Origin of the sequence: Pseudomonas aylmerensis (assembly GCF_001702265.1) — a bacterium.
Lineage (GTDB): Bacteria > Pseudomonadota > Gammaproteobacteria > Pseudomonadales > Pseudomonadaceae > Aquipseudomonas > Aquipseudomonas aylmerensis.
The window spans coordinates 88,143-102,735 of the sequence record NZ_MAUE01000032.1 but is presented as its reverse complement, the minus strand read 5'-3'; the positions used below and the strand labels follow the sequence as shown (position 1 = coordinate 102,735).

The following is a 14,593-nucleotide window of genomic DNA, read 5'->3' as shown; positions in this document are numbered from 1 at the left end:
GGGCCTCTGGCCTGCGGCAGATTCGTGAGGTTGTTGTGTCCCGATCCTTTTCCCGTCGACAAATCCTGGGTGGTCTTGTAGGCCTGGCCGTTGTGGGCGTCGGTGCCGGTGGCGCCTATCGCTACTGGCTGGGGAAAGTCGCCGAGGCCGAAGCGGGGCACGATTACGAACTGATCGCCGCGCCGCTCGACGTGGAGTTGGTGCCAGGACACAAGACCGAAGCCTGGGCGTTCGGCCCGTCGGCGCCGGGCACCGAATTGCGCGTGCGCCAGGGTGAATGGCTGCGGGTGCGCTTTATCAACCACCTGCCGGTCGCAACAACCATTCACTGGCACGGCATCCGCCTGCCGCTGGAAATGGACGGCGTGCCCTACGTCTCGCAACTGCCGGTACTGCCCGGTGAATACTTCGACTACAAATTCCGCGTACCCGACGCCGGCAGCTACTGGTATCACCCCCACGTCAACAGCAGCGAAGAACTCGGCCGTGGCCTGGTCGGTCCGCTGATCATCGAAGAGCGCGAGCCCACCGGTTTCAAGCACGAACGCACCCTCAGCCTGAAAAGCTGGCACGTGGACGAAGAGGGCGCCTTTGTTGCCTTCAGCATCCCGCGTGAAGCGGCGCGTGGCGGGACCGCCGGGCGCCTGTCGACGATCAATGGCGTGTCCCAGGCGGTGATCGATTTGCCGGCCGGGCAGATCACCCGCGTGCGCCTGCTCAACCTCGACAACACCCTGACGTATCGCCTCAATATTCCCGAGGTTGAAGCGCAGATCTATGCACTGGACGGCAACCCGGTCGAACCGCGGCCGTTGGGCAAGGAATACTGGCTGGGCCCGGGCATGCGCATCTGCCTGGCGATCAAGGCGCCAGCGGCGGGTGAAGAGCTGTCGATCCGCAACGGCCCGGTGCGCCTCGGCACCTTCCGTTCCGTCGCCAACGACGACGCTCCCACCGAGTGGCCGCCCGCTTTGCCAGCCAACCCGATTGCCGAGCCGGACCTGGCCAACGCCGAGAAACTCAACTTCAATTTTGAATGGGTCGGCTCGGTTTCCGTCAACGTCGACAACGGTAAGCCGCCGAGCCTGTGGCAGATCAACGGCAAGGCCTGGGACATCACCGACAAGACCTGTGCCGACCGCCCGATTGCCAAGCTGGAAAAGGGCAAGAGCTACATTTTCGAATTGAAGAACATGACCCAGTACCAGCACCCGATCCACCTGCATGGCATGAGCTTCAAGGTGATCGCCTCGAACCGCCATAAGGTGATCCCGTACTTCACCGACACTTACCTGTTGGGCAAGAACGAGCGCGCGCGCGTGGCGTTGGTGGCGGATAACCCGGGGGTGTGGATGTTCCACTGCCACGTGATCGACCACATGGAAACCGGCCTGATGGCCGCCATCGAGGTGGCGTGATGCGCCAGTTTCGTCCAACGGCGATCATCGACCGCAGCCGTGACCAGGACTTCATGCGCGAGGCCCTGGCCCTGGCCGCCCAAGGCGCTGCGCTGGGCGAGGTGCCGGTGGGCGCAGTGCTGGTGCAGGACGGCGAAATCATCGGTCGCGGCTTCAACTGCCCGATCAGTGGCAACGACCCCAGTGCCCATGCCGAAATGGTCGCGATCCGCGCCGCCGCGCAAGCGATCAGCAACTATCGCCTGGTCGGCAGCACGCTGTATGTGACCCTCGAACCGTGCAGCATGTGCGCCGGCCTGATCGTGCATTCGCGGGTGGCGCGGGTGGTGTATGGCGCGCTGGAACCCAAGGCCGGGATCGTGCAAAGCCAGGGGCAGTTCTTTACCCAGGGTTTTCTCAATCACCGCGTGCTGTTTGAAGGCGGGGTGCTGGCTGAGGAGTGTGGGACTGTCTTGAGCGAATTCTTCAAGGCGCGCCGTGCAAAACCATCGGTTTAAACAACACTGAAAACCAATGTGGGAGCGGGCTTGCTCGCGAAAGCGGTGGTTCAGCCCCCCTCTGCGTAGCTGAACCAGTGCTTTCGCGAGCAAGCCCGCTCCCCCCTTTTGATCTGCATTTATCCAGGGCGATTGGGTTTATTTCTTGGCGATGATGACGGCGCGCATCGGCGCCGGCAGCCCTTCGATCGTCTTGCTGTGATCCTGCGGATCGAGGAAGTCGCTCAGCGACTGATACTTCATCCACTCCGTCCCGCGTTGTTCCTCGACCGTCGTCACGCTCACGTCCACGCAACGCACCTCACTGAAGCCGGCGCGGCGCAGCCACAACATCAGCGCCGGCACCGACGGCAGGAACCATACGTTGCGCATCTGCGCGTAGCGGTCCTCCGGCACCAGCACTTGCTGCTGGTCGCCTTCGACCACCAAGGTTTCCAGCACCAGTTCGCCGCCCTTGACCAGAGTGTCCTTCAGCGCCAGCAAATGCTCGATCGGCGAGCGACGGTGGTAGAACACACCCATGGAAAACACGGTGTCGAAGCCTTCCAGATTGGGCGGCAGGTCTTCGAACGGGAATGGCAGGTGCCAGGCATTCGGCGCAGACAAATAGCGCTGCACGGCCTGGAACTGACAGAAGAACAGCCAGTTGGGGTCCACGCCAATCACGCTGTCGGCGCCGGCGCCGAGCATGCGCCACATGTAGTAGCCGTTGCCGCAGCCGACGTCGAGGATGCGCTTGCCCTTGAGGTCCAGGTGCGGCGCCACGCGCGACCATTTCCAGTCCGAACGCCACTCGGTGTCCACATGCACGCCGAACAGGTGGAACGGCCCCTTGCGCCACGGGCTCAGGCCCATCAGCGCGGTGTGCATTTGCGCGCGAGTGGCGTCGTCGCAGTCGGTGTCCAGGGTCAGGCCGTTGAGCAAATCCACTTCGCTGGGCTGGATGGCAGGCAACGCATCCAACGCACTCTGCCAGCGCTCGAGGTCGCCATGACCTTTTTCCATCTTGCTATCGAGTTGCGCTTGCAGGCCCTGGGCCCACACGGCCAGGGGAGTGCCGACCAGATGGCGGGCGAGGGGGGACAGATCAATCATGGCAAGGCAATCAACGAGGCAAAGTTAAGACACTGGAACCACGGCACGACTTTCGAGAACCCGGCTGCCAGCAGGCGTTCGCGGTGTTCTTCGAGGCTGTCGGGCTTCATGACGTTTTCGATGGCGCTGCGCTTCTGGGCGATTTCCAGTTCGCTGTAGCCATTCGCGCGTTTGAACGCGATGTGCAGGTCGGTGAGCAGCGCGTGTTCTTCAAGGTCATTGAAGCGCAGCTTTTCCGACAGGATCAATGCACCGCCCGGCAACAGCGACTGGCGGATGCGGCCGAGCAGCGCCAGGCGCTCCTCGGGGGCGATAAATTGCAGGGTGAAGTTCAGCGCCACCACCGAGGCCGGGGCAAATTGCAGCGCGAGGATATCGCCTTCCACCACCTCGACCGGCAACAGCTCCTGGAACATCGAGTCCTGGCCATTCAGGTATTCGCGGCAGCGCTCGACCATGGCCGCCGAGTTATCCACAGCGATCACCCGGCAACCGTCGGTGCGCACATGGCGGCGCAACGCTTGGGTGACCGCGCCAAGGGATGACCCCAGGTCATACAGCACGCTGTTGGGCTGGGCGAACTGCGCCGCGAGCACGCCGAGGTTCTCGACGATGGTCGGGTAACCCGGCACCGAGCGCTTGATCATGTCCGGGAACACCCGCACCACGTCCTCGTTAAAGGCGAAGTCCGGCACCTGGGGCAGGGGCTGGGCGAATAGGCGATCGGGTTCTTTGCTCACGGCTGTTCCGGCGACGATGGGGGAAAGGCCGGCATTTTAGCCAACTTGGCCCTCGGATGCGCGGGTTGTCTGATGGAAAGCCGAGGCCGTGATACCCCACTGGCCAAGCCAGTAAGTGACGATCAACAGATACGGCGCCGCCTCGAACGACAGCACAAACCGATTGATGCCGATCAGCGTGTCGGAAAACACAAATGACACCGCACCGGCCGCCGCCAGCAGCGCCGAGCGTTTCGGCACGCCGCTGCCCAGCCGTGCCAACGCGCGCCAGAGCATGGCGCTGATCACCGTCGCGTACACCACCACCGGAATCAGCAGGTCGCCCAGGCCGTGGGAAATCAGGATGCTCAGCAGGATCGCGCCCACGCCCAGCGCCAATACCAATGGCAGCAGCGCCAAGCGGCGGCAATCGCTGAAGTAGGCTTTCAGATACGCCAGGTGCGCGAACAGGAACGCGCCGAGGCCGAAGATGAACAAGTCGCCCGGCCACGCCAGCAGCACATCGCCGACCAGCGAGAAAATCAGCCCCAGGCTGATCCAGCGTCGATAGTCGGTGGGCGGCGCGTCATGCAGCCAGCCCAGCAGCGCGAGTACCGGCAGCGGCTTGACCAACAGGCACAACAGGGTGGCGTGGGTGGTCAGGCCGTAGATAAAGGTGCCGGCGCCCATCAACGCAAGAATCAGCCATGGCATATCAGTTCACCGTAATGGCGCAGTCGAAGGTTTCGGCGGGTTCGGCTTCCGGCTCCCAGGGTTGCTGGGAGGTCAGGCGCAAACGTCCCTGGCCGGCCGCAAAGGCCTGGAAGCGCCAGGTGGACTGGCCGCCGCCACCAATCACGCCGGATTCCGAGCTGCTGTAGACCTCGGGGCTCAGCGCGCGCAATACGCCGCCGGCCGAATCCTGGATGGCCCAGCGGTAACCGGTGGTGGGATTGCTGGGCAGGGTCAGGATCAGATTCTGCCCGGACTTGAGCTGGAGCGGGCAGGCGCCCTGATCTTCCACGGTGATGTTTTGCTTGGGGGCACTGGCGCAGGCGGCCAGCAGGGCAAGGCTCAGGGGAAGCAGCAGGCGGGCAGCGGTCATGGAGGCTCCGTTGATTAGCGACGAAGGGCGAGCATAACCGAAGATGAGACAAGGTGTGACAAGAGGACCGCAGAGTGCGCTTGGTGGAGAGCAGGCTTGCCTTGCGTTGGGCTGCGGAGCAGCACCTCTTAAATAGACCCCATTCTTTCTGAAGGAATGGGGTCGTCAGTTCTGGGGCTGCTACGCAGCCCAACGCAGGGCAAGCCTGCTCACCACAGGGGGGGGGCACTCGGGGCACTCGGGCTAGTGAGCGATCAGAAGAGCACCTTCGCCACGTCGGCAAAGCGCTTGGCAAAGTGCACGGTCATGCCTTCCTTCAGGTAGTCCGGCAACTCCTCGAAGCTGCCACGGTTTGGCTCCGGCAGGATCAGCTCGTGAATCTTCTGGCGTCGCGCCGCAATCACCTTTTCGCGCACCCCGCCAATCGGCAGGACATGCCCGGTCAGCGTCAATTCACCGGTCATGGCCACGCCTTTTTTCGGCGGCTGGTTGCGCGCCAGCGACAGCAGCGCGCTGGCCATGGTCACCCCGGCGCTCGGGCCGTCTTTGGGCGTGGCGCCTTCCGGCACGTGCAGGTGCACGAAGGCCTCGTCGAAGAACTTCGGATCACCGCCAAACGACTTCAGGTTGGAGCTGATGTAGCTGTAGGCGATTTCGGCAGACTCCTTCATCACCTCACCCAACTGCCCGGTGAGCTTGAAACCACGGTTGAGCGTGTGAATGCGCGTCGCCTCGATCGGCAGTGTGGCGCCGCCCATGCTGGTCCAGGCCAGGCCGGTGATTACCCCGGTGCCGGACAGCACTTGCTCGTTGCGGAACACGGGAATGCCCAGGGAGCTTTCCAGGTCCTTGTTGCCGATCTTGATCACCGAGTCGGGCTCATCCAGCAGCTTGACCACGGCTTTACGCACCAGTTTGCCCAGCTGTTTCTCCAACTGGCGCACGCCGGCTTCCCGCGCGTAGCCGTCGATCAACGCGCGCAGGGCGCCGTCGCTGATGCTCAGGCTGTTTTTCGACACACCGGCTTTCTCCAGCTGCTTGGGCCACAGGTGACGCTTGGCGATGGCGACTTTTTCTTCAGTGATATAGCCGGACAGGCGAATCACTTCCATCCGGTCCAGCAGCGGGCCGGGGATGGAATCCAGAGTGTTGGCGGTGCACACGAACAGCACCTTGGACAGGTCCAGGCGCAGGTCCAGGTAGTGGTCGAGGAATTCGACGTTCTGCTCAGGGTCGAGGGTTTCCAGCAATGCCGACGCAGGGTCGCCCTGGAAGCTCTGGCCCATCTTGTCGATCTCGTCGAGCATGATCACCGGGTTCATCACTTCCACATCTTTGAGCGCCTGCACCAGCTTGCCCGGCAGGGCGCCGATGTAGGTGCGGCGATGGCCCTTGATCTCGGCCTCGTCGCGCATGCCGCCGACGCTGAAACGGTAGAACGGCCGGCCGAGTGACTCGGCGATGGATTTGCCGACGCTGGTCTTGCCCACGCCCGGCGGGCCCACCAGCAGCACGATGGAACCGGCGACTTCGCCTTTATAAGCGCCCACCGCGAGGAACTCGAGGATGCGGCTCTTGATGTCGTCCAGCCCCGCATGGTGTTTATCCAGCACCTTGCGCGCGTGCTTGAGGTCGAGCTTGTCCTCGCCATACACCCCCCAAGGCACCGAGGTGGCCCAGTCGAGGTAGTTGCGGGTGACCGCGTACTCCGGCGAGCCGGTTTCCAGGATCGACAGTTTGTTGAGTTCTTCATCAATGCGTTTTTTCGCCTGGGCCGGCAACACTTTGCCCTCCAGGCGTTGCTCGAACTGCTCGACGTCCGCGCTGCGGTCGTCCTTGGTCAGGCCCAGCTCCTGCTGGATGACCTTGAGCTGTTCCTTGAGGAAGAACTCGCGCTGGTGCTCGCCGATCTTGCGGTTCACTTCGGCGGAGAGTTCTTTTTGCAGGCGCGCGACTTCGACTTCCTTGCGCAGCATCGGCAGGACTTTTTCCATGCGCTTGAGCATGGGTACGCAGTCCAGCACTTCCTGCAGCTCGTTGCCGGTGGCCGAGGTGAGGGCGGCAGCGAAGTCGGTCAGCGGCGACGGGTCGTTGGGGCTGAAGCGGTTGAGGTAGTTCTTCAGCTCTTCGCTGTACAGCGGGTTGAGCGGCAGCAGTTCCTTGATCGCATTGATCAGCGCCATGCCGTAGGCCTTGACCTCGTCGGTCGGCTCGCTGGGCTGGTGCGGGTATTCGACTTCCACCAGGTACGGTGGGCGGTGGTGCTTGAGCCAGGTGCGAATCCGCACGCGGGTCAGGCCCTGGGCGACGAATTGCAGTTTGCCGTTCTCGCGGCTGGCGTGGTGCACCTTCACCAGGGTGCCGTACAGCGGCAGGCTGGAGGTGTCGAAATGCCGGGGATCTTCGGGCGGCGTGTCCATGAAAAACAGGGCAAGCGAGTGGTGATCGGATTTGCTCACCAGCTCCAGGGTTTCCGCCCACGGTTCTTCATTGACGATCACCGGCAGCACTTGCGCCGGGAAGAACGGCCGATTGTGGATCGGAATGATGTAGACCTTGTCCGGCAGGTTTTGCCCAGGCAGGGCAAGGCCGGTATTGGATGAAGCTGCGTGTTCAGCGTTTTCGGGATCGGCGTAATCGTTGAGGTCGATGTCCGGGAATTCTTGCTGGTCGCTCATGGGGCACCTGCATAAGGAAGTATGCAGGTTAGATGGGGCAGGGCAGTGGTGGTTTCAATGGCGGGCGTGAGATAGCAACATATTGCATGATATTTTCGAAACCCGTAGGCGCCAGCAAGCCGGCTCCTGCAGGGCTCAGCTGATTTTGTGAAGATAGGCGGGCAGTGGCTGTTCCGGTAGCACCGACAGCACTTTCAACCGCTGCAACATGCGCTGCCGGGCCCGTTGCAGGTGCTCGCGCAGGTTCAGCGCGGCCGCATCGACGGCGCCGTGCAGCAACAACTCCAGAATCAGGCGATGTTCGGCAAGCATGGCTGGATCGGCGCCGATCCCCAGCAAACGGTAGAAAATCCGGCTGATGATCATCGGGCTCTGGCCCTGGCGAATCAACGCGGCGATCTTGCGATTCTGCAGGCCGGCCAGGCAGCGCTGGTGCAAATCCTCTTCGATCTGTTCGATGGCTTCCAGGCTGCAATGGGGGCTGTCCTGGGCGTCCAGCACGCGTTGCAACATGGCTTCGAGCAGCTCGCGGTCCAGGTTCGGTGCGCTCTGGCGCAGGGCTTCGGGCTCCAGGCAGGCACGCAGTTCGTAGTCTTCGGTGACTTCCCGCGCGGTCAGCGGCCCCGCCAGCCACTGCGAGTACGGCTCTTTTTCCACCAGGCCTCGATCGCGCAGGCGCATCAATGCTTCGCGCACCACCGCGCGGCTTACGCCGTAGTGGTCGGCGGCGGCCTGCTCGTCCAGGCGGTAGTGGCCGAAGGCGATGCAGGTGGACAGCGCCGCGCCGATCTCCTCGACGATCCGCTCGCCCAGCGGTCGGGTATCCACCAGCTCATCTTCGCCATTCAGGCCCAGGTGCGCATGGCTCAGCGGCAAGCGCAGCGGCTCCATGGCCAGCCCTTCGGGGTTGATCAGGTAGCCGCGGCCGTTGAAGCGGCAAATCAGCCCTTCGGCGTGCAGCAGGTCCAGGGCCTTGCGCACCGGCACGCGGCTGGTGCCGAACAGTTCGGCCAGCGGTGCCTCCAGCAGGACCAGCCCGTGGCGCGCGGTGCCGTTGACGATCGCATCACGCAACAGCTGATGAATCATCGCGTAACGGGAGGCCGAGGCGGACACTGCTTTCATTGCTTTCTCAAGAGGATGTAGGACGGTGGCCGGGGATTCTCTCATAGATGCGCCTGTCACTCTGCGCCACATCGGTGGCACTTTTTTGGGGCCTGGACAGCGGGAATGTTACTTTTCTGCACCAAAATGTACTTATTCATAAAAGATACATTATTTCTTTTAAACCCTGCGCTGGATGTGTTGCACGCTTTTTTTTCCAGACCCAGGAGCATCTATCCCGTGGATCCTGACGTGAACATCTGATCTGCACGTTGGGCGCGTTCACAGACTGGCACGAAACCTGCCTTTGTAAAATGTACATTTTATTAATATGTACGTTTTGTGAGGGTCATCTTGATGTCAGACGCCACTTCGATGGCCGAGGATTTCGCCAGCGGTCGCAACGACCCGGTGCAAGCCCTCGAGCAGGCACTCGACAAGGCCAGCCAGGTCCCGGCGGTATTTATCAGCCTGACCACCGAGCGCGCCCGCCGTGAAGCCGAAGCTGCCGCCGCGCGCTGGCGGGCCGGCCAGCCATTGAGTGGGTTGGATGGCGTGCCCGTGGCCTGGAAGGACCTCTATGACGTGGCCGGCAGCGTCACCACTGTCGGTGCCGCCTACCGACGCAATGTGCCTGCCGCCTTGCTCGATGCGCCCAGCGTAGGGCTGCTGTGCCGCGCGGGGATAGTCAGCGTCGGCAAGACCAACCTCAGCGAGCTGGCCTATTCCGGGCTCGGTCTCAATCCGCACTTCGGCACCCCGCACAACCCGCACGGCAATGACCAGCCACGTATCCCGGGTGGCTCATCGTCCGGCTCGGCGGTGGCCGTCGCCGCCGACATTGTGCCCATTGCGATGGGCACCGACACCGCCGGTTCGATCCGCATCCCCTCGGCATTCAATGGCCTGGTGGGCTACCGCAGCAGCAGCCGACGCTACAGCCGCGACGGCGTGTTTCCCCTGGCTCACACCCTCGACAGCCTTGGCCCGCTGACCCGCAGCGTGCGCGATGCGCTGGCCATCGACGACCTGCTCCACGGCCGCCGGCAAACCCATGTCGCGCGAAGCCTCAAGGGCCAGCACTTTGTGCTGGAGCAAGGCGCCCTGGAAGGCATTGAACCCGCCGTGCACAACAACCTGCTGCGCGCGGTGGACCAACTCAAGGCCGCCGGTGCGCGGGTCGAGTTGCGCCCCTCGCCCACGTTCCAGGCCACGCTGGAGCTGATCAAGCACCAAGGTTGGCTCGGCGCCTTCGAAGCCTTCGCCCTGCACCAGGCGTTGCTCGACAGCGCCGATGCCGAGCAACTCGACCCCCGCGTACGCCGCCGCCTCGAAGCCGCGCGCGCGTTGCCGGCCAGCCAACTGATCGCCCTCACCGATGCCCGCCGCCGCCTGCAACAGCAACTGATCGACGACCTCGACGGCGCCGTGCTGATCACCCCCACCGTTGCGCATGTCGCCCCGGCCCTGGCACCGCTGGAAGCCGACGACGCGCTGTTTGTCAGCACCAACCTCGCCACCCTGCGCCTGACCATGCCCGGCAGTTTGCTCGATATGCCCGGCGTGAGCCTGCCCAGTGGCCGCGACGCCCTGGGTTTACCCACCGGCCTGCTGCTCAGCGCCCCCAGCGGCGAAGACGCACGCCTGCTGCGGGCCGCTTTGTCGGTCGAAACCGCCCTGACTTTTTAAGGAGACACACCATGGCTAAAGACATCCTCTGTGCATTTGGCGTCGACGTCGACGCCGTCGCCGGCTGGCTCGGTTCCTACGGCGGCGAAGACTCGCCCGATGACATCTCCCGCGGCCTGTTCGCCGGGGAAGTCGGCGCGCCGCGCCTGCTCAAACTGTTCGAACGCTACGGCCTGCGCACCACCTGGTTCATCCCCGGCCACTCGATGGAAACCTTCCCCGAGCAGATGAAGGCCGTGGCCGACGCCGGCCACGAAATCGGCGTGCACGGCTACAGCCACGAAAACCCGATCGCGATGACCGCCGAGCAGGAAGAAATCGTCCTCGACAAGTCCATCGAGCTGATCACCCAGGTCACCGGCAAGCGCCCCACCGGCTACGTCGCGCCGTGGTGGGAATTCAGCAAGGTGACCAACGAGCTGTTGCTGAAAAAAGGCATCAAGTACGACCACAGCCTGATGCACAACGACTTCCATCCCTACTACGTGCGCAAGGGCGACACCTGGACCAAGATCGACTACAGCCAGCACCCCGATACCTGGATGAAACCCCTGGTGCGTGGCGAAGAAACCGACCTGGTGGAGATCCCGGCCAACTGGTACCTCGATGACCTGCCGCCGATGATGTTCATCAAGAAAGCCCCGAACAGCCACGGCTTCGTCAACCCGCGTCACCTCGAGGAAATGTGGCGCGACCAGTTCGACTGGGTCTACCGCGAGCACGAACACGCGGTGTTCACCATGACCATCCACCCCGACGTGTCCGGCCGCCCGCAAGTGCTGTTGATGCTGGAGCGCCTGATCGAGCACATCCAGAGCCATGCCGGCGTGCGCTTCGTCACCTTCGACGAAATCGCCGACGACTTCATTCGCCGCCAACCCCGTACCTGAACCCCACCCTGCAGGAGCCGGCTTGCCGGCGCCTGCCGGTCAAATCCTTGAGGCGCGCCCCATGTCCATCTACAACAAGCTTGACCTGACTGGCTGGAAACCCCGGCAACTGACGTCCCAGGAAGTGCGCTTCGCCACCTGGATCGCGTTTTTCGCCTGGGTGTTTGCGGTGTATGACTTCATCCTGTTCGGCACGTTGCTGCCGGAGATCGGCCGGCACTTTGGCTGGGGTGAAGTGGAGCAAGCTGAAATCGCGACCTGGGTGGCGGTGGGCACGGCGGTGGTCGCGTTTGCCATTGGCCCGGTCGTGGATAAGTTGGGTCGGCGCAAAGGCATCATCTTCACCGTGGCCGGTTCGGCACTCTGCTCGGCACTCACCGCGATTGGTGGGGCATGGGGCAAGTCGCCGCTGATTCTGATCCGGTCGCTGGGCGGCCTGGGCTATGCCGAGGAAACCGTCAACGCGACCTACTTGAGCGAGCTGTATGGCGCCTCCGAAGACCCGCGCCTGACCAAGCGCCGCGGGTTCATCTACAGCCTGGTGCAGGGCGGCTGGCCGGTCGGGGCGTTGATCGCCGCCGGGTTGACCGCGCTGTTGCTGCCGGTCATTGGCTGGCAGGGCTGCTTCATCTTCGCCGCGATCCCGGCGATCGTGATCGCGATCATGGCGCGAAAGCTCAAGGAGAGCCCGCAGTTCCAGATCCACCAGCGCATCAGCGAGCTGCGTAAAAGCGGCGCGGTGAAGGACGCGCAGAACGTCGCCGCGACCTACGGCGTGGACTACGACGAACACAGCAAGGCCGGCCTCAAGGCGGCCTTCCGTGGCCCGGCACGCCGCGCCACGCTGGTGATCGGCGCAGCGCTGCTGCTCAACTGGGCGGCGATCCAGGTGTTCAGCGTGCTGGGGACTTCGGTGATCGTCAGCGTGCACCACATCTCGTTCGAGAACTCGCTGATCATCCTCGTACTGTCGAACCTGGTGGGTTACTGCGGCTACCTCAGCCACGGTTGGATGGGCGACAAGATCGGCCGCCGCAACGTGATCGGCCTGGGCTGGATGCTCGGCGGGCTGTCGTTCGCCGGCATGCTGTTTGGCCCGAGCAACATGGCGATGGTCGTCGGGCTGTACAGCCTGGGCCTGTTCTTCCTGATCGGGCCGTACTCGGCAGCGCTGTTCTTCATCAGCGAAAGTTTCCCCACCAGCATCCGCGCCACCGGTGGCGCGATCATCCATGCCATGGGCCCGATCGGCGCGGTAGTCGCAGGTTTTGGCGCGACCCAGGTGTTGTCCGCCGGCAGCGACTGGCAGACCGCCGCGCTGTGGTTCGGTGCACTGCCGTGCTTTTTGTCCGGCGCCCTGATGTTTGCCGCACGCCACGTGCGTCCGGAAACCGTTCAGTAAGGAGTGTTTGATGAGCCGTAAAGTTGCCTTGATTACCGGTGCCGCCAGCGGCATCGGCCAAGCCCTCGCCGTGGCCTATGCGCGCAACGGCGTGGCGGTGGTCGGCGGGNGTATTACCCCGCCGATCCCCATGACCCGCACACCACTGTGGCCCTGGTGGAAGCGGCCGGCGGCGAGTGCCTGATGCTGCCACTGGACGTGGGCGACAGCGCCTCGGTGGACGCCCTGGCCGAGCAGGCCGTGCAACATTTTGGCCGCCTCGATTACGCAGTGGCCAACGCGGGTCTGCTGCGCCGCGCGCCGTTGCTGGAGATGACCGATACGCTGTGGGACGAGATGCTCAATGTCGACCTGACGGGGGTGATGCGCACCTTCCGCGCGGCGACCCGGCATATGCACGAGGGCGGCGCGCTGGTGGCGATTTCGTCGATTGCCGGCGGCGTGTATGGCTGGCAGGAGCACAGTCACTACGCGGCAGCCAAGGCCGGTGTGCCGGGGCTGTGCCGGTCGCTGGCGGTGGAGTTGGCGCCCAAGGGCATTCGCTGCAACGCGGTGATTCCCGGTTTGATCGAGACGCCGCAGTCGCTGGATGCGAAAAATTCGCTGGGGCCGGAAGGCTTGGCGAAAGCGGCGCGCGCAATTCCGCTGGGCCGGGTAGGGCGGGCGGATGAAGTGGCGTCGCTGGTGCAGTTCCTGACCAGTGAGGCATCGAGTTATTTGACCGGGCAGAGCATCGTCATCGACGGTGGCCTGACCGTGCGCTGGCCGGACTGATGCGGATTCAAGCCTGATGCACATCAAGTGCGGGAGCGGGCTTGCTCAAGAATGCGGCGCAACAGTTCTGCATGCATCGACTGACACACCGCTTTCGCGAGCAAGCCGCTGCCATATTTAACGGCGTTCGCAACTCGATTATTCAAGGAGTTCACCATGCCTCAACTCACTCATCGCCGCGCCGTCATCACCGGCGCCGGCAGCGGCATCGGGGCCGCCATCGCGCGCGCCTATGCCGTCGAAGGCGCACGCCTGCTGCTCTCCGACCGCAACGCTGCCAGCCTGGCTGAAACCGCGATCACCTGCCGCAACCTTGGCGCCGAAGTGGTCGAGTGCCTGGCCGATGTCGGCACGGTCGAAGGCGCCCAGGCCAGTGTCGACCGCTGCGTCGAGCATTTCGGCGGCATCGATATCCTGGTCAACAATGCCGGCATGCTCACCCAGGCGCGCTGCGTCGACCTCTCCCTCGAAATGTGGAATGACATGCTGCGTGTCGACCTCACCAGTGTCTTCATCGCCAGCCAGCGCGCCCTGCCGCACATGCTCGCGCAGCGCTGGGGGCGGATCATCAACGTCGCCTCGCAACTGGGCATCAAGGGCGGTGCGGAGCTGACCCACTACGCCGCCGCCAAGGCCGGGGTGATCGGCTTTACCAAGTCCCTCGCGCTGGAAGTGGCCAAGGACAATGTGCTGGTCAACGCCATCGCGCCGGGCCCTATCGAAACGCCGCTGGTGGGCGGCATCAGTGCCGACTGGAAACGCGCCAAGGCCGCCGAACTGCCCCTGGGCCGCTTCGGCCTGGCGGATGAAGTCGCGCCCACCGCCTTGCTGCTGGCCAGCGAACCGGGTGGCAACCTGTTTGTCGGCCAGACCCTGGGCCCCAATTCCGGCGATGTCATGCCATGAGCGGGGTGTAGGCATGTGCGGACTCTGCGGACTGCTCGGCGAAGACCTGCACTGGAGCGACCCCCTGGGCGACGAACTGCCCAGGCGCCGCGAACGCCTGCGCCGTATCGCCGCCATCAACCAGGTGCTGGCGGTGTTCCGGCTCAAGGTCGAAGACTTCCACGGCGCGTCCTACCTGCTGCTGGGCGCCACCGGGAAACAGGCGTTGGCGAGCGGCCTGGATCAACTCTGGCAGGCCGCTGAAACCATGCTCGGCCGCCCGCTGGACCCGCTCGATCCCCGCTTGCTCGATCACCTGGACCTGCAGGCGTCATGA

The 14,593-nt window shown here is 63.8% G+C and carries 13 protein-coding genes and 1 pseudogene; 8 read left to right on the top strand and 6 right to left on the bottom strand.

All coding sequences use genetic code 11. The features are described from left to right. Nucleotides 1-35: 35 nt before the first annotated feature. Entirely contained in the window at nt 36-1,418 is a 1,383-nt protein-coding gene (locus tag BBG20_RS21580) for a multicopper oxidase family protein (protein WP_065907091.1), read from the top strand. Further along, nucleotides 1,418-1,915, top strand: coding sequence for a tRNA adenosine(34) deaminase TadA (gene tadA / locus BBG20_RS21575; protein ID WP_065906923.1), 498 nt, complete (start codon nt 1,418-1,420; stop codon nt 1,913-1,915). The genes BBG20_RS21580 and tadA overlap by 1 nt, the downstream gene beginning before the upstream one ends. 138 nt (nt 1,916-2,053) lie before the next feature. Here the strand turns inward: tadA and cmoB are convergent, their stop codons facing one another. From cmoB to BBG20_RS21545, 6 genes are all read right to left on the bottom strand, one after another. After that, a complete protein-coding gene (gene cmoB / locus BBG20_RS21570; protein ID WP_065906922.1) occupies nt 2,054-3,010 on the bottom strand; it encodes a tRNA 5-methoxyuridine(34)/uridine 5-oxyacetic acid(34) synthase CmoB in 957 nt (318 codons plus the stop codon). After that, complete coding sequence (cmoA, locus tag BBG20_RS21565) at nt 3,007-3,750, bottom strand: carboxy-S-adenosyl-L-methionine synthase CmoA (protein WP_065906921.1); 744 nt, start codon at nt 3,748-3,750, stop codon at nt 3,007-3,009. The genes cmoB and cmoA overlap by 4 nt, the downstream gene beginning before the upstream one ends. Nucleotides 3,751-3,786: 36 nt before the next feature. Next, a complete protein-coding gene (locus BBG20_RS21560; protein ID WP_065906920.1) occupies nt 3,787-4,443 on the bottom strand; it encodes a lysoplasmalogenase in 657 nt (218 codons plus the stop codon). 1 nt (nt 4,444) lies between these two features. Further along, complete coding sequence (locus BBG20_RS21555) at nt 4,445-4,834, bottom strand: protease inhibitor I42 family protein (protein WP_065906919.1); 390 nt, start codon at nt 4,832-4,834, stop codon at nt 4,445-4,447. A 254-nt stretch (nt 4,835-5,088) separates the two neighbouring features. Next, on the bottom strand, nt 5,089-7,512 hold the full coding sequence (gene lon / locus BBG20_RS21550; protein ID WP_065906917.1) for an endopeptidase La: 2,424 nt from the start codon (nt 7,510-7,512) through the stop codon (nt 5,089-5,091). Nucleotides 7,513-7,647: 135 nt separating this feature from the next. Then, nucleotides 7,648-8,637, bottom strand: a complete 990-nt coding sequence (locus BBG20_RS21545; RefSeq protein ID WP_065906913.1) for a GntR family transcriptional regulator — start codon at nt 8,635-8,637, stop codon at nt 7,648-7,650. 336 nt (nt 8,638-8,973) lie between these two features. Here BBG20_RS21545 and BBG20_RS21540 point away from each other — a divergent pair, with 336 nt between their 5' ends. The 6 genes and pseudogenes from BBG20_RS21540 to BBG20_RS21515 all read left to right on the top strand — a co-directional run bounded on the left by BBG20_RS21540 (nt 8,974) and on the right by BBG20_RS21515 (nt 14,593). Then, nucleotides 8,974-10,305 carry an amidase gene (locus BBG20_RS21540; protein WP_065906907.1) on the top strand — a complete coding sequence of 444 codons (1,332 nt, stop codon included), beginning with the start codon at nt 8,974-8,976 and terminating at the stop codon, nt 10,303-10,305. Between the two features lie 11 nt (nt 10,306-10,316). Then, nucleotides 10,317-11,195 (top strand): polysaccharide deacetylase family protein, encoded by an 879-nt coding sequence (locus tag BBG20_RS21535; RefSeq protein ID WP_065906905.1) that lies wholly within the window; start codon nt 10,317-10,319, stop codon nt 11,193-11,195. A 61-nt stretch (nt 11,196-11,256) separates the two neighbouring features. After that, nucleotides 11,257-12,597, top strand: a complete 1,341-nt coding sequence (locus BBG20_RS21530) for an MFS transporter (protein ID WP_065906903.1) — start codon at nt 11,257-11,259, stop codon at nt 12,595-12,597. 10 nt (nt 12,598-12,607) lie between these two features. After that, nucleotides 12,608-13,371 (top strand): annotated as a pseudogene (locus BBG20_RS21525) (SDR family NAD(P)-dependent oxidoreductase). Between the two features lie 156 nt (nt 13,372-13,527). Next, nucleotides 13,528-14,277, top strand: a complete 750-nt coding sequence (locus tag BBG20_RS21520) for an SDR family NAD(P)-dependent oxidoreductase (RefSeq protein ID WP_065906901.1) — start codon at nt 13,528-13,530, stop codon at nt 14,275-14,277. Nucleotides 14,278-14,290: 13 nt separating this feature from the next. Next, nucleotides 14,291-14,593, top strand: coding sequence for a hypothetical protein (locus BBG20_RS21515; RefSeq protein ID WP_065906900.1), 303 nt, complete (start codon nt 14,291-14,293; stop codon nt 14,591-14,593).

What these genes read in the sequence shown, in the direction of transcription:
- BBG20_RS21555 (WP_065906919.1), bottom strand. Translation starts at nt 4,834, where the DNA reads ATGACCGCTGCCCGCCTGCTGCTTCCCCTGAGCCTTGCCCTGCTGGCC.
- tadA (WP_065906923.1), top strand. Translation starts at nt 1,418, where the DNA reads ATGCGCCAGTTTCGTCCAACGGCGATCATCGACCGCAGCCGTGACCAG.
- BBG20_RS21530 (WP_065906903.1), top strand. Translation starts at nt 11,257, where the DNA reads ATGTCCATCTACAACAAGCTTGACCTGACTGGCTGGAAACCCCGGCAA.
- BBG20_RS21545 (WP_065906913.1), bottom strand. Translation starts at nt 8,637, where the DNA reads ATGAAAGCAGTGTCCGCCTCGGCCTCCCGTTACGCGATGATTCATCAG.
- BBG20_RS21535 (WP_065906905.1), top strand. Translation starts at nt 10,317, where the DNA reads ATGGCTAAAGACATCCTCTGTGCATTTGGCGTCGACGTCGACGCCGTC.
- BBG20_RS21560 (WP_065906920.1), bottom strand. Translation starts at nt 4,443, where the DNA reads ATGCCATGGCTGATTCTTGCGTTGATGGGCGCCGGCACCTTTATCTAC.
- lon (WP_065906917.1), bottom strand. Translation starts at nt 7,512, where the DNA reads ATGAGCGACCAGCAAGAATTCCCGGACATCGACCTCAACGATTACGCC.
- BBG20_RS21520 (WP_065906901.1), top strand. Translation starts at nt 13,528, where the DNA reads ATGCCTCAACTCACTCATCGCCGCGCCGTCATCACCGGCGCCGGCAGC.
- cmoB (WP_065906922.1), bottom strand. Translation starts at nt 3,010, where the DNA reads ATGATTGATCTGTCCCCCCTCGCCCGCCATCTGGTCGGCACTCCCCTG.
- BBG20_RS21515 (WP_065906900.1), top strand. Translation starts at nt 14,291, where the DNA reads ATGTGCGGACTCTGCGGACTGCTCGGCGAAGACCTGCACTGGAGCGAC.
- BBG20_RS21540 (WP_065906907.1), top strand. Translation starts at nt 8,974, where the DNA reads ATGTCAGACGCCACTTCGATGGCCGAGGATTTCGCCAGCGGTCGCAAC.